Origin of the sequence: Enterobacter sp. Res13-Sevr-PEC09-46 (genome assembly GCF_015672585.1) — a bacterium.
GTDB lineage: Bacteria > Pseudomonadota > Gammaproteobacteria > Enterobacterales > Enterobacteriaceae > Enterobacter > Enterobacter hormaechei_C.
Window position 1 is genome coordinate 584,525 of sequence record NZ_JADABR010000005.1, and the last position, 24,589, is coordinate 609,113.

The 24,589-nt window shown below is 55.2% G+C and carries 25 protein-coding genes; 18 read left to right on the forward strand and 7 right to left on the reverse strand.

The genetic code is table 11. The features are described 5' to 3' along the window. Nucleotides 1-103: 103 nt before the first annotated feature. From artM to IMQ56_RS04060, 5 genes are all read right to left on the reverse strand, one after another. Nucleotides 104-772 carry an arginine ABC transporter permease ArtM gene (artM, locus tag IMQ56_RS04040; RefSeq protein ID WP_003858369.1) on the reverse strand — a complete coding sequence of 223 codons (669 nt, stop codon included), beginning with the start codon at nucleotides 770-772 and terminating at the stop codon, nucleotides 104-106. After that, nucleotides 772-1,488, reverse strand: coding sequence for an arginine ABC transporter permease ArtQ (gene artQ / locus IMQ56_RS04045; protein WP_017693728.1), 717 nt, complete (start codon nucleotides 1,486-1,488; stop codon nucleotides 772-774). Before artQ ends, artM begins: the two co-directional genes overlap by 1 nt. 6 nt (nucleotides 1,489-1,494) lie before the next feature. After that, nucleotides 1,495-2,226 (reverse strand): arginine ABC transporter substrate-binding protein ArtI, encoded by a 732-nt coding sequence (gene artI / locus IMQ56_RS04050; protein ID WP_006174322.1) that lies wholly within the window; start codon nucleotides 2,224-2,226, stop codon nucleotides 1,495-1,497. Nucleotides 2,227-2,244: 18 nt separating this feature from the next. Then, the gene (gene artP, locus IMQ56_RS04055; protein WP_006809439.1) at nucleotides 2,245-2,973 is read right to left on the reverse strand and encodes an arginine ABC transporter ATP-binding protein ArtP; all 729 of its coding nucleotides are present in this window, start codon (nucleotides 2,971-2,973) and stop codon (nucleotides 2,245-2,247) included. Nucleotides 2,974-3,199: 226 nt separating this feature from the next. Beyond that, on the reverse strand, nucleotides 3,200-3,718 hold the full coding sequence (locus IMQ56_RS04060; protein ID WP_196063705.1) for a lipoprotein: 519 nt from the start codon (nucleotides 3,716-3,718) through the stop codon (nucleotides 3,200-3,202). Nucleotides 3,719-3,815: 97 nt separating this feature from the next. On the opposite strand from IMQ56_RS04060, the gene IMQ56_RS04065 reads away from it, so the two are divergent. From IMQ56_RS04065 to IMQ56_RS04075, 3 genes are all read left to right on the forward strand, one after another. Beyond that, entirely contained in the window at nucleotides 3,816-4,139 is a 324-nt protein-coding gene (locus IMQ56_RS04065; RefSeq protein WP_003858361.1) for a heavy metal-binding domain-containing protein, read from the forward strand. Beyond that, nucleotides 4,136-4,966 carry an N-acetylmuramoyl-L-alanine amidase gene (locus IMQ56_RS04070; RefSeq protein ID WP_196063704.1) on the forward strand — a complete coding sequence of 277 codons (831 nt, stop codon included), beginning with the start codon at nucleotides 4,136-4,138 and terminating at the stop codon, nucleotides 4,964-4,966. Before IMQ56_RS04065 ends, IMQ56_RS04070 begins: the two co-directional genes overlap by 4 nt. 269 nt (nucleotides 4,967-5,235) lie before the next feature. Next, nucleotides 5,236-5,859: a helix-turn-helix domain-containing protein gene (locus IMQ56_RS04075; protein WP_017693726.1), complete on the forward strand. Its 624-nt coding sequence runs from the start codon at nucleotides 5,236-5,238 to the stop codon at nucleotides 5,857-5,859. On the opposite strand, the gene IMQ56_RS04080 is transcribed toward IMQ56_RS04075, so the two are convergent. Both IMQ56_RS04080 and IMQ56_RS04085 read right to left on the reverse strand, forming a co-directional pair. After that, nucleotides 5,856-6,494: a hypothetical protein gene (locus IMQ56_RS04080; RefSeq protein ID WP_045340582.1), complete on the reverse strand. Its 639-nt coding sequence runs from the start codon at nucleotides 6,492-6,494 to the stop codon at nucleotides 5,856-5,858. The genes IMQ56_RS04075 and IMQ56_RS04080 overlap by 4 nt on opposite strands. Then, nucleotides 6,494-8,056, reverse strand: a complete 1,563-nt coding sequence (locus tag IMQ56_RS04085) for an ExeA family protein (RefSeq protein ID WP_196063703.1) — start codon at nucleotides 8,054-8,056, stop codon at nucleotides 6,494-6,496. The genes IMQ56_RS04080 and IMQ56_RS04085 overlap by 1 nt, the downstream gene beginning before the upstream one ends. A 300-nt stretch (nucleotides 8,057-8,356) precedes the next feature. Between IMQ56_RS04085 and gspC the strand changes: the two genes are divergently transcribed. From gspC to IMQ56_RS04160, 15 genes are all read left to right on the forward strand, one after another. After that, the gene (gspC, locus tag IMQ56_RS04090; RefSeq protein WP_017693723.1) at nucleotides 8,357-9,088 is read left to right on the forward strand and encodes a type II secretion system protein GspC; all 732 of its coding nucleotides are present in this window, start codon (nucleotides 8,357-8,359) and stop codon (nucleotides 9,086-9,088) included. 13 nt (nucleotides 9,089-9,101) lie between these two features. Then, nucleotides 9,102-11,018, forward strand: a complete 1,917-nt coding sequence (gspD, locus tag IMQ56_RS04095; protein WP_015571003.1) for a type II secretion system secretin GspD — start codon at nucleotides 9,102-9,104, stop codon at nucleotides 11,016-11,018. A gap of 14 nt (nucleotides 11,019-11,032) precedes the next feature. Then, entirely contained in the window at nucleotides 11,033-12,511 is a 1,479-nt protein-coding gene (gene gspE, locus IMQ56_RS04100; protein ID WP_062938116.1) for a type II secretion system ATPase GspE, read from the forward strand. After that, nucleotides 12,511-13,719, forward strand: coding sequence for a type II secretion system inner membrane protein GspF (gspF, locus tag IMQ56_RS04105; protein ID WP_017384864.1), 1,209 nt, complete (start codon nucleotides 12,511-12,513; stop codon nucleotides 13,717-13,719). Before gspE ends, gspF begins: the two co-directional genes overlap by 1 nt. 3 nt (nucleotides 13,720-13,722) lie before the next feature. Then, nucleotides 13,723-14,172: a type II secretion system major pseudopilin GspG gene (gspG, locus tag IMQ56_RS04110; protein ID WP_003858352.1), complete on the forward strand. Its 450-nt coding sequence runs from the start codon at nucleotides 13,723-13,725 to the stop codon at nucleotides 14,170-14,172. Then, on the forward strand, nucleotides 14,172-14,657 hold the full coding sequence (gspH, locus tag IMQ56_RS04115) for a type II secretion system minor pseudopilin GspH (RefSeq protein ID WP_196063702.1): 486 nt from the start codon (nucleotides 14,172-14,174) through the stop codon (nucleotides 14,655-14,657). Before gspG ends, gspH begins: the two co-directional genes overlap by 1 nt. Then, entirely contained in the window at nucleotides 14,650-15,030 is a 381-nt protein-coding gene (gene gspI, locus IMQ56_RS04120) for a type II secretion system minor pseudopilin GspI (RefSeq protein ID WP_196063701.1), read from the forward strand. The genes gspH and gspI overlap by 8 nt, the downstream gene beginning before the upstream one ends. Continuing rightward, complete coding sequence (gene gspJ / locus IMQ56_RS04125; protein ID WP_196063700.1) at nucleotides 15,027-15,686, forward strand: type II secretion system minor pseudopilin GspJ; 660 nt, start codon at nucleotides 15,027-15,029, stop codon at nucleotides 15,684-15,686. The genes gspI and gspJ overlap by 4 nt, the downstream gene beginning before the upstream one ends. Continuing rightward, nucleotides 15,683-16,693 (forward strand): type II secretion system minor pseudopilin GspK, encoded by a 1,011-nt coding sequence (gspK, locus tag IMQ56_RS04130; protein WP_196063699.1) that lies wholly within the window; start codon nucleotides 15,683-15,685, stop codon nucleotides 16,691-16,693. Before gspJ ends, gspK begins: the two co-directional genes overlap by 4 nt. 15 nt (nucleotides 16,694-16,708) lie before the next feature. Further along, nucleotides 16,709-17,842, forward strand: a complete 1,134-nt coding sequence (gspL, locus tag IMQ56_RS04135) for a type II secretion system protein GspL (protein WP_196063698.1) — start codon at nucleotides 16,709-16,711, stop codon at nucleotides 17,840-17,842. After that, nucleotides 17,839-18,324 (forward strand): type II secretion system protein M, encoded by a 486-nt coding sequence (locus tag IMQ56_RS04140; RefSeq protein ID WP_047718677.1) that lies wholly within the window; start codon nucleotides 17,839-17,841, stop codon nucleotides 18,322-18,324. The genes gspL and IMQ56_RS04140 overlap by 4 nt, the downstream gene beginning before the upstream one ends. Further along, complete coding sequence (locus tag IMQ56_RS04145) at nucleotides 18,321-19,118, forward strand: A24 family peptidase (RefSeq protein WP_196063697.1); 798 nt, start codon at nucleotides 18,321-18,323, stop codon at nucleotides 19,116-19,118. Before IMQ56_RS04140 ends, IMQ56_RS04145 begins: the two co-directional genes overlap by 4 nt. A 253-nt stretch (nucleotides 19,119-19,371) precedes the next feature. After that, entirely contained in the window at nucleotides 19,372-22,074 is a 2,703-nt protein-coding gene (locus IMQ56_RS04150; protein WP_196063696.1) for a glycosyl hydrolase family 18 protein, read from the forward strand. 101 nt (nucleotides 22,075-22,175) lie between these two features. Continuing rightward, entirely contained in the window at nucleotides 22,176-22,616 is a 441-nt protein-coding gene (gene iagB / locus IMQ56_RS04155; RefSeq protein ID WP_047051800.1) for a type III secretion system invasion protein IagB, read from the forward strand. A 134-nt stretch (nucleotides 22,617-22,750) separates the two neighbouring features. Beyond that, nucleotides 22,751-24,562, forward strand: a complete 1,812-nt coding sequence (locus IMQ56_RS04160) for a glycoside hydrolase family 19 protein (protein ID WP_196063695.1) — start codon at nucleotides 22,751-22,753, stop codon at nucleotides 24,560-24,562. The last annotated feature ends 27 nt before the right edge of the window (nucleotides 24,563-24,589 follow it).

Below are 24,589 nucleotides of genomic sequence, written 5' to 3' on the forward strand. Positions count from 1 at the left end.
TTATATGCAATAAATATGATTAAATATTATTTAATGCATAAAAAAATGCGGGTAACCCATCAGGTTACCCGCACTACGAAATCAGCTTTATGCATTAAGTCGATTAATTTCTGCGCTCAAACGCCAGCGCCTTACGCTCGATAAGACGCATCATCAGGGTCAGCAGACCGTTGACCACCAGATAGACCAGACCCGCCGCACCGAACACCATCACGTCGTAGGTGCGTCCGTACAGCAGTTGTCCGTGGCCCATCACTTCCATCAGGGTGATGGTGTAGGCCAGGGAGGTACTTTTGAACACCAGCACGACTTCGTTGGAATAGGAAGAGAGGGCGCGCTTAAAGGCATAAGGCAGCAGGATCGCCAGCGTATCCTTCTTGCTCATGCCCAGAGCCCCGCAGGACTGCCACTGGCCTTCCGGGATCGCGCGAATGGCACCGTAGAACAGCTGCGTGGTATAGGCCGCGCTGTTCAGGGAGAGGGCAATCAGGGCGCAGAGCCATGGCTCAGAGAGCAGATGCCAGATAACCGGATATTCCTGTAACGACGGGAACTGGCCCGGGCCGTAGTAAATCAGGAAGATCTGCACCAGCAGCGGCGTTCCGGTAAAGAGCGTAATGTAGCCACGTACAATCCACACCAGCACCGGCGTTTTCAGCGTCAGGACGATGGTGAAGATCAGCGCCAGGATCAGCGCCACGATGATAGACGCGACGGTCAGCGTCAGGCTGGTGTGCAGCCCTTTCATCAGTTCGGGTAAATAATCCAGCATCAGCCTGGTCTCCGTTCAAAACGCGTTGCGCGCAAATCAATACGCTTCAGAACGTACTGGCTCAGCAACGTGATCACCAGGTAGATAGCCGCCGCGACGATGTACCAGGTAAACGGCTCCTGCGTACGGGTGGCGATACTTTTTGTTTGCAACATCAAATCGTTCACGCTGATCAGGCTCACCAGCGCGGTATCTTTCAGCAGTACCAGCCACTGGTTACCCAGCCCTGGCAGGGCATGACGCCACATCTGCGGCATCACCAGGCGGAAGAAGATCGCCGCTTTCGACAGACCCAGCGCCTGGCCGGATTCCCATTGACCCTGCGGTACCGCCTTCAGCGCTCCGCGCAGCGTTTGTGACGCATAGGCCGAATAGAGCAGGGAGAGCGCAATCACGCCGCACAGGAACGGGCTGACGTCGAAGTTCTCAATCTGCATCTGCACCGGGATCTGCGCAAAGCCGAGATTAATCGTGAAGCCGTCCGACAGCGTTAACAGCAGCTGTGAGGAGCCGAAATAGATAAACAGGACCACCAGAATTTCCGGCAGTCCACGCAGCACAGTCACCAGCCCTGAACCGAGCCATGCGACAGGGCGCCACTTAACGGACTCCCACACCGCAAAGAACATCGCCAGTACGAGGCCGATAATCAGTGCACAAACGGCAAGGCCGACGGTCATCCCGGCGGCGCTTGCTAAAGGAAAAATTTCATTCATCAGGAATTACTTCTGGAACCATTTTTTGTAGATGGTTTCGTAGGTGCCGTCTTTCTTCACTTTTTCCAGCGCAGCGTTGAATTTCTGCTGCAACTCGGTATTGCCCTGACGTACGGCAATACCCAGACCTGTACCGAAGTAGTCTTTATCGGTCACCTTGTCACCCACGGCGGCCAGCTTGTCGTTCGCTTTCAGCCATTCGGTCACGACAGCCGTGTCCCCGAACACCGCATCGATACGACCGTTTTGCAGGTCCAGCTTCGCATTCTGGTAGCTGTCATACGGCACGGTGGTGATTTCCGGATGCTTATCCATGATGAATTTCTGGTGCGTGGTGCCGTTCTGCACGCCGACTTTCTTGCCTTTCAGCAGGTCAACGGAGGCGTATTTACCTTTCTGACCGATGAACAGGGCCGAGTTGTCATAGTAAGGGGTGGTGAACAGAACCTGCTTTTCACGCTCCGGAGTGATGTCCATTCCGGCCATTACGGCGTCGATACGGCGGAACTTCAGGCTTGGGATCAGGCTGTCGAACGCCTGGTTGCTGAAGGTACAGGTCGCGTCGATCTCTTTACACAGGGCGTTTGCCAGGTCCACGTCGAAGCCAACAATCTTGTTGTTCGCATCAATGGATTCAAACGGAGGGTAGGACGCTTCAGTGGCGAAACGGATGGTCTGGGCTGCGGTAGCGGAAAGGCTGACGCTAGCAAGCAGCGCGGCAATCAATACTTTTTTCATTATAATTTCCCTAACACATTAGTGTGATAAGTAGTTTTTGAAGGCATCGGTTTGCGGGTTAGTGAAGCAGCTCGCGTCACCCTGCTCAACGATATACCCGTTTTCCATATAGACCACGCGGCTGGCGGTTTTGCGCGCCACTTCCACCTCGTGGGTCACGATGACCTGGGTAATGTTGGTTTCCGCCAGCTCACGAATAATGCTCACGATCTGGGCGGTAATTTCCGGGTCCAGCGCCGCGGTTGGCTCGTCAAACAGCAGCACCGCCGGCTCCATCATCAGCGCACGGGCGATCGCCACACGCTGTTGCTGACCACCAGAGAGGTGTAAAGGATACCGGTCGCTGTACGGTTTCAGACGCAGACGTTCCAGCAGCTTTTCCGCACGCGCCATCGCCTGGTCTTTGCTTAAGCCAAGCACGCGGCACGGGGCTTCAATCAGGTTTTGCACCACCGTCAGATGCGGCCAGAGATTGTATTGCTGGAAAACCATGCCCACGTTTTGACGCAGTTCACGAATCGCTTTATCAGACGGGGTTTTCGCGAAGTCAAAATGGTTACCGGCGATGGCCAGCGTCCCCGAACGGGGCATTTCAAGCAGATTAAGAACACGCAGAAGGGAGCTTTTTCCCGCGCCGCTTGGGCCGAGCAAAACCAGCGTTTCGCCCTCCGGGCAACTCAGCGTAATGTCGAACAGCGCCTGGTGTGCGCCGTAGAAGCAGTTAATGCCGTTTAGTTTAATACTCATCGGGGCAGTCTTTACTCATCCAGGCAATCTATAGCAATTGAGGCCGCAGATAGTACCGTTGACAGAATAGTTATGCAATATTTCTGCGTTAAAAGTTAAATATAACCCGTATTTACTCTTAAACATAGCACAAAATAGCGACGGGAATGGGGGGCGAGTATAAATGTCGGCATTCCGCAGGAAATGCCGGACATTTTACGGGGTTAACGTTTATTTAACGGAGGCGTTAGCGGTTCTCAATCGACTGGCGAAGGGTGCCCGCCGGGGCATGAACGCTGCCGCCAATGTAGCGCACATCGTCTATTGCCCAGCACTGGCCTTCACGGATCATCAGAACCTCATCCTGCCATGTTTGCGTCCCCTGGGTGAGCTTCACGCGCAGGGGAATATTGCGTGCGTCGGTATTCGGTATGGTGGACGCGCTGGCAACGTCGGCGCTGTCCGGCAGCGTGGCGCGGCTGGAGAACGGAGCGGATGACAGCAGGGCGTTGTGCTGCGGATCGCGCGAAGCGTCGGTGAGCAGTTTCGCCAGATTATCGCTCAGGTACGGGCGCAGGGCGGTCAGGTCATTACCGCGATGCTGAATACGGTAATCATAAAATTGTTGCGCCACGGCATCCGGGCCACCCTCAATACAAGGGCCGCTGCGGGTTCCGATATCCTTAAAGGCTGGCGTGACCGGCGTTGTGCAGGCGCTGAGCACCAGCGCGCATGGCACTAAAAGCGTTAAAGCAGAGTAGCGCATGTTGATTTCCTTATTTATTAACTATCCTTTCAATCATAGCGTAACGAACCGATAATGCTGTCGCTAACGCATTGAACGCTAAAGAAGGAGAGAAAGTATGCAATTTTCAACAACGCCAACCCTGGAAGGTCAACCGATTACCGAGTACTGCGGCGTGGTCACCGGTGAGGCGATTCTGGGCGCCAACATTTTCCGCGATTTCTTTGCCGGCATTCGGGATATCGTCGGCGGACGCTCCGGCGCGTACGAGAAAGAGCTGCGTAAAGCGCGTGACATTGCGTTTAAGGAGCTGGGCGAGCAGGCCAAAGCGCTGGGCGCGGATGCGGTGGTGGGCATTGATATCGACTACGAAACGGTCGGGAAAGATGCCAGCATGCTAATGGTGAGCGTAAGCGGCACGGCGGTGAAGACCCGTCGATGAAGCGTTCGCTCTCAACCCTCCTGCTGGCGATGTTGCTGGCAGGATGCGCCTCGGAAGAGGGCATTGTTGATAAAGGCGCCTACGAGCTGGATACGCGCCATCAGGCGCAGGCGGCCTACCCGCGTATAAAGGTGCTGGTTATTCACTACACCGCCGATGATTTCGACACCTCGCTTGCGACCCTGACCGATAAAAACGTCAGCTCTCACTATCTCATCCCCGCAAAGCCGCCAGCTCCGCAGGGCAAACCGCGTATCTGGCAGCTGGTCCCGGAGAGCGAACTGGCCTGGCATGCGGGCATCAGCTTCTGGCGTGGCACCAACCGCATAAATGATACCTCCGTCGGCATTGAGCTGGAAAACCGCGGCTGGCGGAAAACCGGTGACGTGAAAACCTTTACCCCCTTCGAACCGGGGCAAATTGCGGCGCTGATCCCGCTTGCCAGAGACATCATCGCCCGCTACGACATTAAACCGCAGAACGTGGTGGCACACTCGGATATCGCCCCGCAGCGTAAAGACGATCCTGGGCCACTGTTTCCGTGGCGCGAACTGGCGCAGCAGGGTATCGGAGCCTGGCCTGATCCGGCGCGCGTAGATTTTTATATCAACGGGCGACCGCATTATCAGCAGGTTGATACCGCAGTACTGCTCGATTTGCTGGCGCGCTACGGTTACGAAGTGCCAGAAAACAGTACGCCCGAACAGCAAAAACGCATCATCATGGTTTTCCAGATGCATTTCCGTCCGCAGTTATGGAATGGCGTAGCGGATGTGGAAACCATGGCGATTGCCGAAGCACTTTTAGAGAAATACGGGCAGGGGTAAACCTTCGGACTACCCCCGAATGAGTATATTTTCGTAAGTTCCTATCAGATTAATCCTAAGTACAAACTCATTTCATTTTTAGTTAATTGACTTAAAATTATCCGGATTTAAGATGGACACATAGCGCGCTAAGTAATTTGGCGAATTAATAAAAAGCTTCACTCTTTTTTTGTTTATTCTTGACGTTTTCATCAGGAAAAATATTTATGGCTCGGTAACAACACCGTGGCCATTCTTTTTAAAAATCACATCTTAAATCGGGTATAACAATGTTAAGCATCTATGGAAAAAAATTACGTCCGCAACATGAAATGGAAAAGATCATTTCTGCAACCTCAGGCGTTGAAGAAAGAACGTTAAAAAAATGGCAGAAAATTTCCACCTCTGATTCCGGCTATATTCATATTATCGTCAGCGGTGAAGTCGAATTTCGACGTGAATCTGACGAACTGTGCATGTTCACCGTCACCGGGCAATGCATTTTCGGCCTGTCGTCAATGTATTACAACGCCACCCATATGTACGGCCTTGTTCGGACGAATACGGTTGTTCGCTCGATCAAGAAAGAGGTCTTCGCCCAGCTGATGACCGAAAAAAATCTGTGGCCAGAACTGACCAAAGTCCTTTCCTGGTACATCTGCATGCTGAGCAAACGTGATGATGTTCTGGTTGCCCGCAGTGCGTATTCCGTTGTCCGCGAATTTTTATATGAGATTAACGACCTGATTGTTCAACAACAGCGTGATATTAACGTTTATGATTACATTCAGGAATACACTAACCTGGCACGTAGCACTATTATTAAAATCCTCTCCGATCTGAAAAAGGGTCAATATATTGTGGTGGAAAAAGGTCGACTGCTTAACCTTACCGCACTGCCTGAAAAATATTAATACCTGCTCCCGCCGTCTCCTTTTTCACTGAAAGGAGAACGGCTATTTCCACTGTTTTTTACACTGGCTTGTGAATTATCCTGCGTTTCGTCAACCGGCGGCGCGGGAATTTTTCCTTGAGAATAATCCTGCTCCTGCTCTTTTAGCGCCTGTTTAAATAATTCCGTTAATGATGACTCTTCACTGCCCGTGCTGGCGGGAGCGGTATCGTGCTCATGCGCCTCGGTTCCGGGTAAAGTCTCCCGCGAGGTGTCGTGCGGCACCACGCCGTCGGGCGCCTGCTGCCAGTCGCCATCATCACTGTTGATCGGCAGATCCTGCATCGGTGGAACATCAACAGGCACTGGCGCAGCTTTAGGCTGCGGATGCGGGAACGGTTTACTCACGTACACGTAATGCATATCCGAAAGCTGCGTTTCCGGTTTCGCAACGCTGGCGTTGACCGGTTCAGGTGCCGGGTGGCGCAGGTTCCAGTAGATGTGCATATACAGGCCGACAACCAGCATGGCGCAAAGCCCGACCAGCCATAACGCCGTTTTGCCGAATATGTTTTTCAGGCTGGGGAGACGGTACGAAAACCAGACCGCTTCCCCGGTTGTATAGCTGCGCTGGGCCGCAAGACAGATGGTCGACATTAGGCTTTCTTCTCCTGCATTTTCGCGTCCGGGGTGGTGCGGGTGGCCTGAATCAGTACGCCCGGCGCGCTGTTGGTCACGCGCATCAGCTGCATCAGCGTATCTTCCCCGGGGATGCCATCCACGTGCAGATGCATTTTTTGCTGAAACTCGCGGGTGCGTTTCATCATCTCTGCGGTCCAGATCCGGGCATGCGTTTCAGGCTGGCTCAGCGCCAGGCTTAATTGTTGATCCAGCCAGGCCATGTCTTTGCTGTCGCTGGTCGCGCCGATCGCATCTTTACCTTCAGGCGTCAGGCGGTGCAACTGGGTGAAGTTGCCGGTCGCGTGCCGGTTAAACCAGCTGCGGCTCACCTGCCAGGTCCGGTTATTCATTAACAGGTCAATGGACGTGTCCCCGACCCTGGCGACCACCGCATAGTTAAGATGGCCGCTGGTTTTCAGTTCACTGACCCACGGATACCCTCCCTGCGCCAGCGTCTCCGGCGACGCATTCCCCTGTTTACACATCAGGTTCACTTTGGCGGCGTTCTGGCACAACGCATCTTCGGCCGAGGCGTCATACCCCCACATGAGATACAGCTGATGCATCGCATCCGGCTGATTAACTATTTCGTTGTCGATAACCGGCACTACGGGCGCTTCGACTTTTAGCGATTGCTGTTTCCAGCTGACGGGCACCGGGAGCTGGATCGGCAGGCGTGCGCCGATCGATGAGGTCAAATACCAGCCACAGGCGGCAAACAGCACGGACGCAAACAGCCCCACGGTCGCCAGGCGCTTACCATGTTTTTGGGCGGGCAGGATCTCTCCCGCCGCCAGACGTAAATGACGTGGGCTGACCTGCGCCGCGCGTTCCGTCCAGGCGGCGAGCATTGACAGGTGCGCCAGCGCGTTCAGTTTGCTGATGTTGCCTTTGGTTAGCGTGTGCATTTTACGCACGCGGGCAGGCGGCAACGGCGAGTTTTCGCAGCCGTGTTCTTCGCACTGGGCCTGTACATAGCTCAGGTATTCGCGGCAGGTCAGGGGGCGCAGGGCATGATGCGTGTGCGTATATTCGCGCAGTTCAGGTTGCTTTAGCAGGATCTCCTGATCCGCAGTGCCCGTCAGTACCACGGCGAGCCGGAAGTTCAGCTCCTGGGCGCGCGTGAGCAGCGTTCCCAGGACTTCACGGCAGCTCTCCTTCATGGCTTCGGCATGGGCGATCGTCAGCACTCTGGATTTTGCTTTCCCCTCCTGCCACTGGCGCAGGACGGCATCCACTGCCTGCATGCGATCTTTAATCACTTTCGTTCCCGGGTTGAGTTTGTACAGCAGGCTACTGGCACTCAGTTTGGGAAACGCGTTGATGGCAAGAACGGTATGGTTGCTGGCTTTCAGCGCGTCGATGAACTGACCCAGAAGCGGAGCGTCGTCGCAAAAAAGCCCGATAATTCCCGCCAGCTGGGTTTTCTCTTTCAGCAGGTTGAACACGTCCTGATGATAAGGCACCAGAAAATCACCGGATAAACGGGTGATTGTCCTGAATGGCGGATTTTTAAAATTAAAGTGGCTCTGATACATAACGACTTACCGTCTCTGATTAGGAATAGCAACAGCAGCAGAAAGTAAGGTAATGCCCCTGAGCGGTCAATTTGCAGACAGAGTAAAAATATCCAGCCGGCTGCGCCTAACATCTGGAATTTATACGGTCAATATTTTTCTTTATGAAAGTTGGTGGCGAAGTCAGTGGTCGCGTTTGCAACAGCTTATTACTATTTTCCTCCATATTGGCGCAGTATGACGCTGCTTATTTTTGCTTTGCTATAGGCCGGATAAAAAATGAGGTTCTCATTTCTGTCACGGTGGATAACGCCTTGTATTATGTTTTTGCTGCTCATTTTTTGTGGCCAGCAAGGCTATCTCACCTTTAAAGATTATAAAAAAGTTATGAATAAGTTTGCTAATTCTGACCTACAGCCGCTGAAAAAAACGCGCGAAGACAAACCCTTCACGCTTTTTACGGCTGCCGTCCGTCAGGAGAACTTATCGGCTGCGGCAAAACCCCCGCTGGCGGCGGAGATTGAAGGCATTGTGCGCAGTGATGACGCCTGGCTCTCCTTCGCTGTCATCAAAACCCCGGGCGGCCAGCGAAGCTACCGCGAGGGTGAACCGCTCGCCGGGTTTAACGACGCATTTATTCAGGAAATAAACAAAGATAATGTGGTGGTTAATTATGAAGGTGCTACGCAGGTACTGGCGTTAAATAAACCGGACTATTTTAAGGGGGGCGTGGAGAGCGGCCCGGTTACAAAATCGACGAAAGATGCTGGCGCAGAGAGTGTGCATCTTGATGATTATCTGGTGTTAAAACCCATCATTGAAAAAGGCCGACTGGAAGGCTACAGGATAAACCCAAGGAATGCCTCCGCCTTTTACAGTCAGTCAGGTCTGGAAAAAGGCGATGTGGCGATTCAGGTTAACTCTGTCGATATGACCGATGAAGCAAAAGCGAAAAGCATTATTGCCAACTGGTCGAAAATGAAAGAAGCGGAGGTCATCGTACGACGTCACGCTCACCTTGAAAATATTCGGGTTAATGTTCTAAACAATTAATAAGTGTGCAGACATGAAAAAATTTCCCTGGGCGTGCGTGGCGCTGACCGCATTGTCGTTATATTCTAGTTCGCTGCTTGCAGCTAACTTTAGCGCAAGTTTTAAAAATACTGATATTCGCGAGTTTATCGATACGGTAGGTCGCAATCTCAACAAAACTATTCTGGTCGATCCGTCCGTCCAGGGAACCGTCTCGGTCAGAACCTACAACGTGCTGACGGAGGATGAGTATTACCAGTTCTTCCTGAGCGTGCTGGATCTCTACGGCCTGTCGGTGATCCCGATGGACAACGGCATGGTCAAAGTGGTGCGCTCAAGCGTAGCGCGTACCGCCGGTGCGCCGCTGGCAGACAGCAAGAACCCGGGCAAAGGTGACGAGATTATCACCCGCGTGGTGCGTATGGAAAACGTACCCGTTCGCGAGCTGGCCCCGCTGCTGCGTCAGCTCAACGATGCCACCGGCATCGGGAATGTGGTCCACTTTGAGCCGTCCAACGTCCTGCTGTTAACCGGTAAAGCCTCGGTGGTGAACCGCCTGGTGGATCTGGTTCAGCGCGTCGATAAAGACGGTATTCAGCGCCGCGAAATCATCCCGCTGCGCTTTGCCTCTGCCAAAGAGCTTTCGGATATGTTGAATAACCTCAACAACGAAGAGCAGAAGGGGCAGAATGCGCCGCAGCTGGCGACCAAGGTGGTGGCGGATGACGAAACCAATAGCCTGGTGATCAGCGGCTCGGAAGATGCGCGCGCGCGTACCCGTTCCCTTATCCATCAGCTGGATCGCGAGCAGAATAACGAAGGAAACACCCGCGTCTTCTATCTCAAATATGCCAGCGCCACCAAAGTGGTACCGGTGCTGACGGGGATTGGCGAGCAGCTGAAAGACAAGCCGGGCGCGGCCAAAGCGAAAACCGCGAGCGCCTCAACCGACCTGAACATTACCGCCGACGAGTCGACCAACTCTCTGGTGATCACCGCGCAGCCTAACGTGATGAACTCCCTGGAGAAGGTGATCGACAAGCTGGATATTCGCCGTCCGCAGGTGCTGGTGGAAGCGATCATTGCCGAAGTGCAGGACGGCAACGGCCTGGATCTTGGCGTGCAGTGGACCAGCAAGCACGGCGGCGTGCAGTTTGGCGCTACCGGCCTGCCAATCAGCCAGATTAAAAATGGCACCATGAAAGGGGCGAGCTTCACGGGCCTTGCGACCGGCTTCTTTAACGGTGATTTCGGTGCGCTGGTGACCGCGCTCTCCACCGACGGTAAAAACGACATCCTCTCCACGCCAAGCGTGGTCACGCTGGATAATAAAGAAGCGTCGTTCAACGTCGGTCAGGATGTGCCGGTGCTTTCCGGTTCGCAAACCACCAGCGGCGACAACGTCTTTAACTCGGTTGAGCGTAAAACCGTGGGGACCAAGCTGAAGATTGTGCCGCAAATCAACGATGGCGACATGATCCACCTGAAGATTGAGCAGGAAGTATCCAGCGTCGACAACAGCGCAACGGAAGATTCCAGCCTCGGCCCAACCTTCAACACGCGCACGATTAATAACGAAGTGATGGTCCACAGTGGCCAGACGGTGGTGCTCGGCGGCCTGATGGAAAATGTGACCAAACAGTCGGTCTCCAAAGTGCCGCTGCTCGGCGATATCCCGCTGGTCGGGCAGCTGTTCCGCTACACCTCGCAGGATACCTCTAAACGCAACCTGATGGTGTTTATTCATACCACCGTCCTGCGTGACGACGACAACTACAGCGCAGCCTCGAAAGAGAAATACGACCAGATCCGGGTGCGCCAGATGCAGCGCGTGGAAGAGAAAAAGCTCGGTATTGTCGAGCCGAGCGACAACGCCGTACTGCCAGCGTTTCCTGCCGCCAGCACTGCACCCGTGAAAACCCACGCGGCACGCAATCCGTTTAAAGAATAAGGCGGAGGGGAAACGTGGACGAACTGACTAAAACCCTGTGTAGCAGCAACTACGCAAAAGAAAACGGCGTTCTGCTTTACAACAATGACGTCTATATCCGTGAGGACACCCCGGCGTTAGCGCTGCTGGAGGTGCGTCGGGTGCTGGGATGCGCGTTTGTCCCGGTTACCCTGGCGCCGGAAGCGTTTGACGAGATGCTGGCCAAAATCTGGCAGCAGAGCAGCGGCGTGTCGCAGCAGCTGGTGGACGATATGGACGCGGATATCGATCTGATGGCGTTAACCGAGGAGATCCCGGATAACGAAGATTTGCTCGATAACGATGAAAACTCGCCGGTGATCCGCCTGATCAACGCCATTCTCGGCGAGGCGGTGAAGGACGGCGCGTCGGATATTCATATCGAAACCTTTGAGCGCACCCTGAGCATTCGCTTTCGTGTTGACGGCGTGCTGCGCCCGGTGCTGCAACCGGCGCGTAAGCTCGCCCCGCTGCTGGTGTCGCGTATCAAGGTCATGTCGAAACTCGACATCGCCGAGAAACGCCTCCCGCAGGATGGCCGTATCTCCCTGCGCATCGGTCGCAAGGCTATCGACGTGCGTGTGTCGACCATTCCGTCCCAGTACGGCGAGCGCGTGGTGATGCGCCTGCTCGATAAAAGCAATCTCAAGCCCGACATCAACAAGCTGGGGCTGATTGATGAAGAACTGGAGAAGCTGAAAGGGCTGATCGACCGCCCGCACGGGATCATCCTCGTTACCGGCCCGACGGGTTCCGGTAAAAGTACCACGCTGTACGCCATTCTTTCGGCGCTGAACGGCCACGAACGCAACATTCTGACCGTGGAAGACCCGATTGAGTACGAGCTGGAAGGGGTGGGGCAGACGCAGGTTAACCCGCGCGTGGACATGACCTTTGCCCGCGGGCTGCGCGCCATTCTGCGTCAGGACCCGGACGTGGTGATGATCGGGGAAATTCGCGACGGTGAGACCGCCCAGATTGCGGTGCAGGCGTCGCTGACCGGTCACCTGGTGATGTCGACGCTGCACACCAACAGTGCCGCAGGGGCGATAACCCGTCTGCGGGATATGGGGCTGGAGTCCTTCTTAATCGGTTCATCGCTGCTCGGTGTCATTGCCCAGCGTCTGGTGCGTCGGCTGTGTACGCACTGCCGGACCACCAGTCCGCTGGACGCCAATGAAAAAGCGCTGTTCAGCTTTATGGCCGCGCCGCCAGACGCGATTTACCGCGCGGTGGGGTGCGAACACTGCCGTCAGAGCGGCTATCAGGGCCGCGCCGGTATCCATGAGTTCCTGGTGGTGGACAGCGCCATGCGCCGCGCCATCCATGAAGATAAGGACGAAATGTCCCTCGAAACGCAGCTCTTTAAGCAGGCCTACAGCCTGCGTGAAAACGGGCTGCTGAAGGTGATCGGCGGCGTGACGTCTCTGGAAGAGGTCATGCGCGTCACCGCCGAACGTGGGGGGGATGCGTAATGGCTTTCTATGCCTGGACGGCGACGGATGCCGCGGGGAAAACCCAGCGCGGGACGTTACAGGCCGAGGGGCAGAAGCAGGTTCGCCAGTGGCTTCGCGAGCAAAAGCTGATGCCCGTCAGCATCACCGAAACCCGCGAAACGGCGGCTGGCGGGAAAGCGAAAACCGGGGTGAAGCTCTCTACTCCGGTGCTGTCGATGTTTACCCGTCAGCTTTCGACGCTGGTCAACGCCGCGCTGCCGCTGGAGAGCGCGCTGAAAGCGATCTCGAAGCAGACGGAAGACAAAAAGCTGGCGGCGATGGTGGTGGAGATCCGCGAGAAGGTGGTGGAAGGCCACACCCTGTTCGATGCCTTCAGCCAGTTTCCGCGCACCTTCGACAAGCTTTACTGCACGCTGGTGATGGCCGGGGAGAAAACCGGTCACCTGGGCGACGTGCTGGAAAAGCTGGCGGAGTACAACGAGCAGCGCCAGAAGATGAAAAGCAAGCTGACGCAGGCAATGGTCTACCCGATAACCCTCACCGTGGTCGCCATCGCGGTCATCAGCATCCTGCTGGTGGCGGTGGTGCCGCAGGTGATCGAGCAGTTTACCCACATGAAGCAGCAGCTGCCGATCACCACCCGGACGCTGATTGCGGTAAGTGATTTCCTGCAAGCCTGGGGCATTTATATTGTGGGCATTCTGGGCGGCGGCTTTATCGGCTTCAAAACCTGGCTGAGGAATGCCAAAAACCGTTTTCGCTGGCACAGCTGGCTGGTGAACGGCTCGCCGATTAAAAAGCTGGTCTGCGCCATCAACAGTGCCCGCTATATCCGTACCCTGAGCATTTTGCAGGCCAGTAGCGTGCCGCTGCTGGAGGGAATGTATATCGCGATGGACGGTATTGAAAACCGCTATGCCCGGCAGGTGCTGGAGCAGGCCGCCGACACCGTGCGCCAGGGGGCGTCGCTGTATGCGGCGCTGGAACAGGCGAAATTATTCCCGCCCACCATGCTGTATATGATTGCCTCCGGTGAAGAGAGCGGGGAATTAGGTAATTTAATGGATCGCGCGGCGGAAAATCAGGAATCGGCCTTACAACATCGAATTACATTAACGCTGTCGGTCTTTGAACCGGCGCTGGTGGTATCCATGGCGACGATTGTTTTATTCATCGTTCTGTCAATATTACAACCGCTTCTGCAACTTAATAATATGGTAGGTTAAATCATGGCTTTAAAACGTAAAAACCTGGCTCGCCAGGCGGGCTTTACATTGCTCGAATTAATGGTGGTCATTGTTATTCTCGGCGTACTGGCGAGTATGGTGGTGCCAAATTTAATGGGCAATAAGGAAAAAGCCGATACGCAAAAAGCAACCAGCGATATTGTCGCGCTCGAAGGCTCGCTGGATATGTACAAGCTGGATAACCACCGCTACCCGACCACAGAGCAGGGTTTGCAGGCGCTGGTGACCAAACCTGAAATCGCGCCAATCCCGAACGGCTACCGCACGGACGGCTATATCCGTCGCCTGCCGCAGGACCCCTGGGGCAATGATTATCTTCTGGTGAGCCCGGGTGAACACGGCGCGGTGGACGTCTTCTCAGCCGGTCCGGACGGCGAAGCCAATACCGCCGATGACATTACCAACTGGTCTCTGGATAAGAAAGAGAAATAATGAAAAATCAACGCGGCTTTACGTTGCTGGAAATTATTCTGGCGCTGGTGATATTTGCCAGCTGCGCCATGATGGTGGTGTCCACCATTCCTTCGCGCAGCGGCGCGGATATATTTGGCCAGCAATTAAAAGCGCTCGTTGATTATGGTTCAGACCGTGCGGTGATGGACGGAAATATTGTCGGGCTGGTGATCGCCACCGATAAATATCAGCTGGTGACGATCGCCGATAAAAATGGCGAGCGGCACTGGGTGCTATTATCTGCCGGACGCATTAACACCAAAGGTGATTTTCCGGAAGAGATGCACGTGTCGCTTTCGCCGCAGCGTCTGGCCGCGACGGTGACCTCCGAGCCGCAGGTGATCTTTTTACCGGACGGTGAAATCAGCCGCTTTACGCTGACGCTGCAAAGTTACGACAAACAGCACCATTTCCGCGTGGTGTCGCACGGTGCGGCGCCGGTATCGGTAGAAAACGATGGCTAACGGCAACAAAAAGCAAAAGGGGATGACGCTGCTGGAGGTGATGGTCGCTCTGGTGATTTTCTCCACCGCCGCGCTGGCACTGATGAACTCGGTCTCCCTGAACGTGCGTTTTACCCATGGCCTGGCCGATACCTTGCAGGCCAGTTGGGTGGCGGAAAATCAGCTGACGGAAGCACAGCTCACCCGAACCGACTTCCCGGATGCTGAACAGCAGGGGACGGAAATCATGGGCGGGCGCAGCTGGAACTGGCGTAAGCAGCGGGTGAAAACCGCCGACAACGTCTGGGCGAATACCCTACGCGTATATGCGGAAAGCGATGAGAGCCAGCCGGTTATCTCCCTGCGCATCATTCCGCCGGGAGAGAGCAAGTGAAGAAAACGCGACGCCAGCGCGGATTTACCCTGCTGGAGATCATGATTGCGCTGACTATCTTCGCGGTGATCAGCACCCTGGCCTGGCAAATTCTGGACGGCGCGATGCGTACCAGCTCGGCGACGGATGCCAGCGCCGCAAAGCTTAACCAGCTTCAGCGTGCCTGGAGTCTGATGGAGCGTGATTTTTTCCAGCTTCAGGCGCGCGCCCCGCGTAATGAGCCGGAGCTGTTTCGTCAGGAGGGCGATGCCCTTGAACTGACCACCCTGAATGGCGTGAGCGGAACGGTCCAGCTGGAGCGCGTGCGCTGGCGGCTGGAAGAGGGGCGTTTGTATCGCGACGTCTGGCCGGTCATTGACGGCCCGGCGGACGCCAAGCCTGACGAAGTGCCGATTGTCAGCGGCGTAAAATCATTGCAGTGGCGGTTTTATCGTCAGGGCTGGCTGACAGCCTGGCACGACGCCGCCCATCTGCCGGACGGCGTGGAGATTATGTTGACGATGGAAAACGGGGATACCTGGCGCTGGGTGTTCACCACGCCGGGTGATATGCCGGAGGTGGCCGCTGCCGCAGCGCCAGAGAAAGCCGCCGACGTGCCTGCGCCGACCCCGGATGCGGCCCCTGCGCCAGCGCCTGCGCCGGAGACCAGACCATGAAGCGGATCCGTCAACAACAGGGCGTCGCCCTGCTGGTGGTGCTGATTTTGCTGGTGATGATGTCGGCGCTGGCCGCCAAAATCAGCCAGCAGTTCTGCCGTAATTTGCAGAAAACGCATTATCAGGTAAGCCAGCAGCAGCTGCGCTGGGCGATGCAGGCCCAGGAAAAAGTGGTGAAGGACCGGTTACAGACCGACGCCAGCGGCGAGAGCAAGCCGCTGGCCCTGGACGGCGACTGGCATCAGCCGCTGGAGACGCAGGGTGAAGATTATACGGTTGTGAGCCAGGTGGAAGATGCGCAGGACTGCTTTAACGTCAATAACCTGTTGACCGCCGACGTCGCACCCCAGGGGCAAAGCGCTCCCGCGGTGGCGGAAAAACCGCGTAAAGAGCGGATTGTTGAACAGCTCCTGAGGGAAAGCGGCCTCAGCCCGGGCACGGCGGAGGCGGTCTATTTCCAGCTGGTGGATTATCTCGATGGCGACAGCACCACGGCGAAAGAGGGGGCCGAAAGCGATGCGTGGGCTGGCGTCGTGCCCGCGCGGCAACCGGCAAATCAGATGATGCGCAGCATCGCGGAAATCAAACTGCTGCCGGCGTTCCCTGTTACGGCGTATCCGAAGGTGAGCAAGCTGTTATGCGCGCTGCCGGACGCTGCCAGCAAGGTCGATGTCAACACCCTGCAACCGGAACAGGCCGCCGTGCTGGCGGCCATGTTCCCGGGAAAACTCACGCGGGATGACGCCGTTCGCCTGCTGGATGCGCGTCCGGAATCGGGCTGGGAAAATATTGAAGCGTTCAGCAAAGCGCTGGAGCAGGCCTTCCCGCAGTTAAAAGACGATCTCCCGCAGGTGGCGGATCAATTTTCTATAAACAGCCGGTACTTCCGCGTGAATTACACCGGCAATACCGATGAATTAACGCTTCGCGTGGTCAGCCAGCTTCAGGTGAATAACGAAGCCGGTGAGATCGTGACGTGGCAGCGTCGTTACCGAATGATTGAATAAGAAAAGTAGAACGTTATGAAACAGGTACTTTTTGTTCGTCCCGACAGCCGCGAGGGCGGGAAAATAATGTGGTGTGAGTCCGGCAGCGAGCGCGTCGAGGTGGTCGACAGCCTGGAGATGCTGGCCGAACACCCCCTGGCTACGCGCGTTTGTCTCCTGTTGCCCGCCAGCGACATGATTTTCCGCCATTTTACGCTGCCGAAAAAGGTGGCTTCTCAGGCGATGGCCTTCTCGTGGATGGCGGAAGAGACGCTGATTGGCGACGTGGACAACCTCCACTGGACGGTACTCCACAAAAAAGGCGCCGACGTCGACGCTGTGGCCATTGACGCCGACCGCCTGCGCGCGGCATTAACCCGCTGTCAGGAGGCCGGATTAAACGTGATTCAGGCCCTGCCTGATGCCTGGCTCTTGCCCGTGACGGCAGGGGGCAGCACGCTGGTCGCGCAGGATGATGGCTACTGGCTGCGTTTATCGCCCCATGTGGCGGGTGAAATGGAGGCAGCCCTGCTGCCGCTGTTAATGCAGAAAGCCGGGGTCGGGGAAGTGTGGTGCTACGGCGATGCGCCTGCGAAGGTGCACGTTGACGTGCAGCATGCCTGGCAGCATCCGCTGGCGCTGATCCAGCCGCAGTGGCAAACCTGCCGCGTTAACCTGCTTCACGGTGAATTCAGCCTTAAGGCCGGTCATGGGCGGGCGGCGAAAAGTATGAAAGCGGCGATGGTGGCGGCGGGCGTGCTGTCTGTTGGTCTGCTGCTGGGGCCACGCATTGCGATGGCCTGGATGCTGGTGCAGCAGGAAAATCGGGTGCAGGAGGAGATCGTCCAGGTTTATCAGCACCATTTCCCCAGCATGCGTCAGCAGACCAATATCAAATATCACTTTGGTCAAAGCCTGAAAAAACAGAGCAAGGGATTCTTTCTTCAGCTTGATGAGCTGGAGAAAGCCCGGCAGGCAGTCCCTGCGATGGAGATCGATCTGCTGGAATACGATGCGCAGCAAAACACCCTGACGCTCAGCGTCAGCGCGCAAAACCAGCCCGCGTTGCAGGCGTTTGTTAACCAGACCCGTGAGAATTTTGATTTTACCTTACAGCCTGTTTCAACAACCGAACCGTATACCGCCATGATCGCAGGGAAACATAAATGAAAGAGCGAATCGCGCAGCTGAAAGCGCGCTATCAGAATTACAGCGCCCGGGAAAAAATTATTTTAAAAATATGTGCCGTTGCCATTGTGGGGGCAGCGGTGTATTACACAGGAGTGATCCCCCTGGATAATATGATTCAAAATAGTAAATCGACGCTTAAAAGACAAAAAGAGACGCTTAACTGGATGCGCAGTGAAATTGATAAAAATCATCTTCAGGTCCAGTTAGTCAAAACGGATAACCCGCGTACGGTGGTCGAGAACAGCGCCCATGAAATTAACCTTTCACTGACGGATGTGCGCCAGGAGGGGCAAACTTTATCGTTCGTGGTGAATCGGGTGAATGTTTATGAATTAAAAAGCTGGCTGCGCGAAATTAATCAGACCTCCGGCGTGAGACTGCAAAAAATAAACCTCACGCCGGTTGACCACCTCAGCGACGTGAAAGCGCAGGTGCAGCTCACCTGGTCAAAAAACGCATGAATACCTTCGCGCTGATACGGGACGCCTGCCCGGTAGGGTTCCCGATAATGAGTGCGATCCTGGGTGGTATTGTGGGCAGTTTTCTTGGCGTTGTCGCCGAGCGCGTACCGGGGATGGTGATGGATGAGGAGGGGAGTGGCAATCTGCTCTTTCCGGCCTCGCACTGTCCGGTGTGCCAGCACACGCTTGCGGCGTGGGAAAACATCCCGCTGCTCAGCTGGCTTTTATTACGGGGGCGCTGCCACCAGTGCGGCAGCGCGATCCCGCTGCGACTCTTTCTGGTCGAACTTGTCACCGCTTTGTTTTTTGGCATCACCGCCTGGTGCATGCCGGACGTTCAGGCGCTGTTCTCTTTGTGGTTACTGGCGGCTTTTTTACTGCCGCTGGCCATGATCGACTGGCAGCACCAGCTGCTTCCGGACTGCCTGACCCAGCCGCTGCTGTGGGCGGGGTTAGTGCTCCATGCGTTTGACCACACGTTGCCGCTACGCGATGCGCTGTTCGGCGCGGTGGCGGGCTATCTGTCGCTCTGGCTGCTCTACTGGGCTTTTCGACTGATCGCCGGACGAGAAGGTCTGGGTTACGGGGATTTTAAGCTACTGGCGGCGCTGGGGGCCTGGTGCGGCTGGCAGGCGTTGCCCTCCATTGAACTGGCGGCAGCGTTAAGCGGTATTGTCGGTTATTTCGCCGTAAATAATTTAAATAAAAATAACCTCACTATTTCTTTTGGTCCTTATCTCGCCTTTGCTGGAATAGGGGTGTTTATTAGTCAGCAAATTGCTTTCACATTTTAAATATACAGGTCAAGATTTTTTATAAATCTTTTTGATGGAGGAAGGAAAGGACGATCCTTTACGCTCAGTGTATCGTAAGAGATATAAGCTACACGGGATTTGGCTTGTATCTTTTAATGGAGGAATACAACGCAGCAACAATTTTTTGTTCACGGCACTCACGTTGGTTAAATACGCATTACGCGAAACGCATCCATGATCTCACGGAAGACATGGGTTACTACGTTATAAATAAATTTATCAGGAAATAAAAATGAAATTTATGAAGCCAAAATATCTGGCGCTCTTTATTGCGGCGGCAACCAGCTCCGCATTTGCAGCAGCGCCAGGTGCACCGACGATCGGCTATGGCAATGACAAATTTGCCCTGGTGGAAGTCGATCAGGCTGCTCAGGATTATAACAATCTTGTCAAAGTGCATAACGATGGCGTGGATGTAAAAGTTGAGTGGAACGTCTGGAGTGGTGATGCGCCAACTTCTGCGAAAGTTCTGCTGGACGGACAGACCGTATGGACCGGCGCAGCCGGTGCGACGGGCTCTGCAACGTTTAAAGTGAAAAAAGGCGGGCGTTATCAGGAACAGGTTGAAGTCTGTAACGCCAGCGGCTGTGCGAAAAGCGCCAGTAAGCTGATTATTGTGGCTGACACCGACGGTAGCCACCTGCTGCCGCTGAATACGTCTCTCCAGGAGAACAACAAAGCGTTCGCGAAGCATACCGATAAAGTGGTTGCGGCCTACTTCCCGGAATGGGGCGTTTACGACCGTAACTTCCCGGTTGATAAGATCCCTGCGGCAAACCTCAACCACATTCTGTACGGCTTCATTCCAATCTGTGGCGGTGACGGCATCAACGACGGCCTGAAAACCATTGAAGGCGGTAACAGCTTCCGCGTGCTTCAGAACGACTGTAAGGGCCGTCCTGACTTTACCGTGGCGATCCACGACCCATGGGCTGCGCTGCAAAAACCACAGGCTGGCGTCTCCAACTGGGATGACCCGTACAAAGGTAACTTTGGCCAGCTGATGGCGCTGAAAAAAGCGCATCCAGGCCTGAAAGTGTTGCCATCTATCGGCGGCTGGACGCTTTCCGATCCCTTCTTCCACATGGGTGACCCGGCTATCCGCGCACGCTTCGTCTCTTCTGTGAAAGATTTCCTCCAGACGTGGAAATTCTTTGACGGTGTGGATATCGACTGGGAATTCCCGGGCGGTGGCGGTGTAACCGAAACCATCGGCAACCCGCAGCAGGATAAAGCGACCTATACCGCACTGATGCACGACCTGCGCACCATGCTGAACGAGCTGTCTGCACAGACGGGCCGTACCTATGAACTGACCAGCGCCATCGGTGCAGGCCGCGATAAGATCGAAGACGTGGATTACACCACGGCTCAGCAGTATCTCGACCACATCTTCCTGATGAGCTACGACTTCTACGGCGGCTGGAGCAACACCGTTCTCGGCCACCAGGCTGCACTGCGTGCGCCAGCATGGCGTCCGGACACGGATTACACCACTGAAAACGGCGTTAACGCGCTGCTTGCGCAGGGCGTACAGCCAGGCAAGATCGTGGTGGGTGCGGGCATGTATGGCCGCGGCTGGACCGGCGTGCATGGCTACACCGGTGACAATCCATTCACCGGTACGGCAACCGGCATGGTGAAAGGCACCTGGGAACCGGGCGTGGTTGACTATCGTCAGATCGTGAACGAATACAAAGGCAAACCGGGCTGGGAATACGGCTACGACACGACCGCTGAAGCTCCTTACGTCTTCAACAAATCCACCGGCGACCTGATCTCGTATGAAGATGCGCGTTCAACCACGGCGAAAGGCAAGTATGTTCTGGCCAATAAACTGGGCGGTCTGTTCGCGTGGTCTATCGACTCTGATACCGGCGACATTCTGAATGCGATGAACGAAAGCCTGCTGGGCGGCGACTCGACTCCGGTTGATCCGGTGGTCACCAACCACGCGCCAATCGCGTCCTCTGCCGATCAGAACGTGTCTGGCCCGGCAACCGTCACGCTCGATGGCTCTGCTTCCAGCGATCCTGATGGCGATGCGATTACCTACAAATGGACTCAGGTCTCTGGTCCGTCTGTCACCATCAACAACAGCACCAAAGCGAAAGCGACCTTCAACGTTGCGGCAGCGACCACCGACCAGACCATGACGTTCCGCCTGACGGTGACCGATGCAAAAGGCCTGAGCAACGCGATTGATGTCCAGGTGGTGAACAAGGCGCCGAAAGCTAACCAGGCACCGGTTTTAAACCCAATGGAAGCGATCACGCTTGAATCTGGTGAAACCTATGCGCTGCATGCCCAGGCCGCGGACCCAGACGGTGATGCGCTGACCTACGCCTGGAGCGTACCAGCAGATATGCACGCCACCGGAACTGACTCCGCGAACGTGAATATCACGGCGCCGGAAGTGAGCTCAACGTCTACCTACACCCTGAGCGTGGTGGTGAGCGACGGTAAGACCAGCGTGCAGTCTAACGTCCAGGTCACCGTGAATCCGAAAGCGGCGCCTGCACCTGTGCCAGATGACGAAGACACTAACCCGGCGGATGACGTTACCCCGCCGGCTGATGATGTGACTCCACCGTCTGACAAAGGGAGCTGCGATGCGCCTGTGGATGCTAACGCCAGCAAATATGCGGCGTGGGAATCCAGCAAAATCTACAACGGTGGCGATACCGTAAGCTTCGACCATCTGGTGTGGAAAGCGAAGTACTGGACTCAGGGCAATCAGCCTGGCTTCGGTGTGGATGCATGGGAGCTGGTAAGCAACGTGAAGATGAACTGGCGTTCTGACCTGGTCTACAACGGCGGCGACACCACCACCTATGAAGGAAACGTTTACCGTGCGAAATGGTGGACCCGTGGTGATAACCCAGCCAACAGCGACGTATGGGTAAAAGAAGGCGCATCAACAGATTGCAAATAATCTAACCCATTAATGACTCCCCCTTCAGAGGGGGAGTCATTCAAAATTCATTTTACAGGATGTTGGTAAGGAGAAATAACCGAAACTGTCAGCAGGTAAAAATGAAAAAGTTGATTTTGTTGTTATTGATAATAAGCCAAAGCGCACTGGCAAATTGTTGGGATAAAGCGGCGCATTATTATCATGTCGACCCTTATTTACTGTACGCGATAGCGAATGTGGAATCCGGTATGAATCCGTATGCGGTTGGGCAAAACCGCGATGGCACGCGGGATGTCGGGCTGATGCAAATCAACAGTTCGCATTTTTCCGCGCTGGAAAGCAGAGGCATCGACGAATACCGATTAATCACGGAGCCGTGTACTTCGATCATGGTCGGGGCTTCTATCCTCTCCGGGATGATCAGGGTGTATGGCTATAACTGGGAAGCCGTTGGCGCGTATAACGCCGGACTGAAAAAAGAAAATTATCCGCAGAGGATGAAATATGCCCATAAGGTCTGGGCCAAATATCAGCAACTGAAATTAGCAGCACGATATTAACGTTTTTTATTTTTGAAGAATTCCTGAAGGTGTTCTTCGAAAAGTGAAAACAGCTGAATGTGGTTTATGTATTAACGGAGTAATACCTAAGCCGGGATATTAACATTTAATTTGAAATAAACAGGAAAACTGAAATGAACAAAAGGACGTTACTGAGTGTACTCATTGCGGGAGCCTGCGTGGCGCCATTCATGGCCCAGGCTGCGAATCTGAAGGAGACCAGCAGTGAGCCGTACACTATCAAAGCCAGCGATCTGGCGAAGAAAGAGAAGGAACTGACGGACTTCCCGCTGATGGCTTCGGTGAAAGAGACCATCCAGACGCTGGATAACGCGCAGGTCGAACTGATTGAGCCAGGCCGGGCGGCAAACCCGGACAACGTTAAACGCGTTGAAGGGATTGTGAAAGCCAGCGACTGGGAATATCTCTTCCCGCTGCGCGCGCAGGCCTATACCTACAGCAACTTCCTGAAAGCCGTGGGTAAATTCCCGGCGCTGTGTAAGACCTACAATGACGGTCGTGACAGCGACGCCATCTGCCGCAAAGAGCTGGCCACCATGTTTGCCCACTTTGCCCAGGAAACGGGCGGCCACGAAAGCTGGCGTCCGGAAGCCGAATGGCGTCAGGCGCTGGTCCACGTACGTGAAATGGGCTGGAGTGAAGGGCAGAAGGGCGGCTATAACGGCGAATGTAACCCGGACGTCTGGCAGGGGCAGACCTGGCCTTGCGGTAAAGATAAAGACGGCGATTTCCTGAGCTACTTCGGTCGTGGGGCGAAACAGTTGTCCTACAACTACAACTACGGTCCATTCTCTGAAGCGATGTACGGCGACGTGCGTACGCTGCTCGACAAACCTGAGCTGGTGGCGGACACCTGGCTGAACCTGGCGAGTGCGATCTTCTTCTTCGCCTATCCGCAGCCGCCAAAACCAAGCATGTTGCAGGTCATCGACGGTACATGGCAGCCGAACGACCACGATAAAGCCAACGGTCTGGTTCCGGGCTTTGGTGTGACCACCCAGATCATCAACGGCGGCGTTGAGTGCGGCGGCCCGACTGAAATTGCGCAGTCTCAGAACCGTATCAAGTACTACAAAGAGTTTGCAAACTACCTGAAAGTGCCTGTTCCGGCGAACGAGGTGTTGGGTTGCGCTAACATGAAGCAGTTCGACGAAGGTGGCGCAGGCGCCCTGAAGATTTACTGGGAACAGGACTGGGGATGGAGCGCGGATACCCCGGACGGCAAAACCTACTCTTGCCAGCTGGTGGGTTACCAGACCCCGTTCAGCGCATTTAAAGACGGTGACTACAGCAAGTGCGTGCAGCACTTCTTTAACGTGAAAATTGTTAACGACGAGGGTTCTTCCGAGACCCCGGACGAAACGCCGGTCACGCCAACACCGACGCCATCCGACGATGAAACGCCGGCACCAACCCCAACGCCGGATGAAACGCCGGTTGTGGTGAACCACGCGCCGGTTGCGCAGATTGCCGGTCCGATCGGTGCAGTGGAAGCGGGTGCGCAGGTTTCTCTGAGCGCCGAAGGCTCTACCGATCCAGATGGTAACACGCTGACGTATACCTGGCGTTCCCAGGATGGTCAGACTGTTACCGGTCAGGACAAAGCGGTTGTGACCTTTACAGCGCCAGAGTCTGCGACGGCGCAGCAGTATGAAGTGAGCCTGACCGTCAGCGATGGCGAACTGAGCAGCACCACGTCTTACCTGCTGAACGTGAAAGCGAAAGCGGCAACGCCATCCGGAGAAGATACGTCTTACCCGGCATGGAGCGCGAATAGCAAGTACAACGCCGGTGATATCGTGAACAACCACGGTAAACTGTTCCAGTGCAAACCGTTCCCGTACAGCGGCTGGTGTAACAATGCGCCGACGTACTATGAACCTGGCGCAGGTCTGGCATGGGCTGAAGCCTGGACGGCATTATAAACAGCAAACGGCAACCCCCAGGGTTGC